This window comes from Mesorhizobium sp. M2A.F.Ca.ET.039.01.1.1, from assembly GCF_003998035.1.
In the GTDB taxonomy this organism is placed as follows: Bacteria; Pseudomonadota; Alphaproteobacteria; order Rhizobiales; family Rhizobiaceae; genus Mesorhizobium.
In genome coordinates this window covers 1,585-2,321 of record NZ_RZRY01000859.1, presented here as the reverse complement: position 1 = coordinate 2,321, position 737 = coordinate 1,585, and the positions used below count along the sequence as shown (strand labels likewise).

The following is a 737-nucleotide window of genomic DNA, read 5'->3' as shown; positions in this document are numbered from 1 at the left end:
CCGTCAGGATCGCGCGGCCAGTCGCGGCCGCCTCTCTCGGCGATGAAGGCGCGGATCTCGCCCCGGCTCATGAAGGCCGGATAGACCAGTTCCTCGGCGACCAATCGGTCGAGCACCGCCTGGTATTCGGCAAAATGTTCCGACTGGCGACGCACCGGCTGTTCCCAGCGCAATCCCAGCCATTCGAGGTCGCGGAAAATGCCGGTCTCGAATTGCGGCGTGCAGCGGGCGATGTCGATATCCTCGATGCGCAGCAGCAGCCGTCCGCCGACCTGCGTCGCCATCTGCTGGTTCAGCAGGGCCGAATAGGCATGGCCGAGATGCAGTTCGCCATTCGGGCTCGGCGCGAAGCGGAATGTCAGGAGCGTCATCTCTCGGGCGGCGTTCGGGTTGAAAGGTGCTTTCGCCGGTTGGTATTTAGCCTCCATTGCCATTTCGCGGGCGTCCTGGGAACAAGAACGTGCAACGCATCGCCTCGCTCGACGACATTGCGACTGGGCTCGACGCGCTCTGCCGAATCGATCCGCGGTTGGAGACGGTGCGCGGCAAGGCGGGCGAGGTGCCGCTTCGGCTGTCGGAGCCGGGGTTTCGAAGCCTGGCCTCGATCATCGTTTCGCAGCAAGTTTCCCGCGCCAGCGCCGACGCCATTTTTGGCCGTCTGGTCAAGCTAGTCGATCCGCTGACGCCGCAGGCGATCCTCGCCGCCGGCGGGGACATATTCCGCGAGGCCGGTCTGT

General features: G+C 65.0%; 1 protein-coding gene and 1 pseudogene. One reads left to right on the top strand and one right to left on the bottom strand.

The genetic code is table 11. The features are described from left to right. Window positions 1-371: glutamate--tRNA ligase family protein (locus EOA24_RS34720; protein WP_245501923.1), on the bottom strand; the 371-nt coding region annotated here is incomplete at its 3' end. Between the two features lie 89 nt (window positions 372-460). Between EOA24_RS34720 and EOA24_RS43525 the strand changes: the two are divergent. Next, a pseudogene (locus EOA24_RS43525) lies at window positions 461-737 on the top strand (DNA-3-methyladenine glycosylase 2 family protein); the annotation flags it as partial.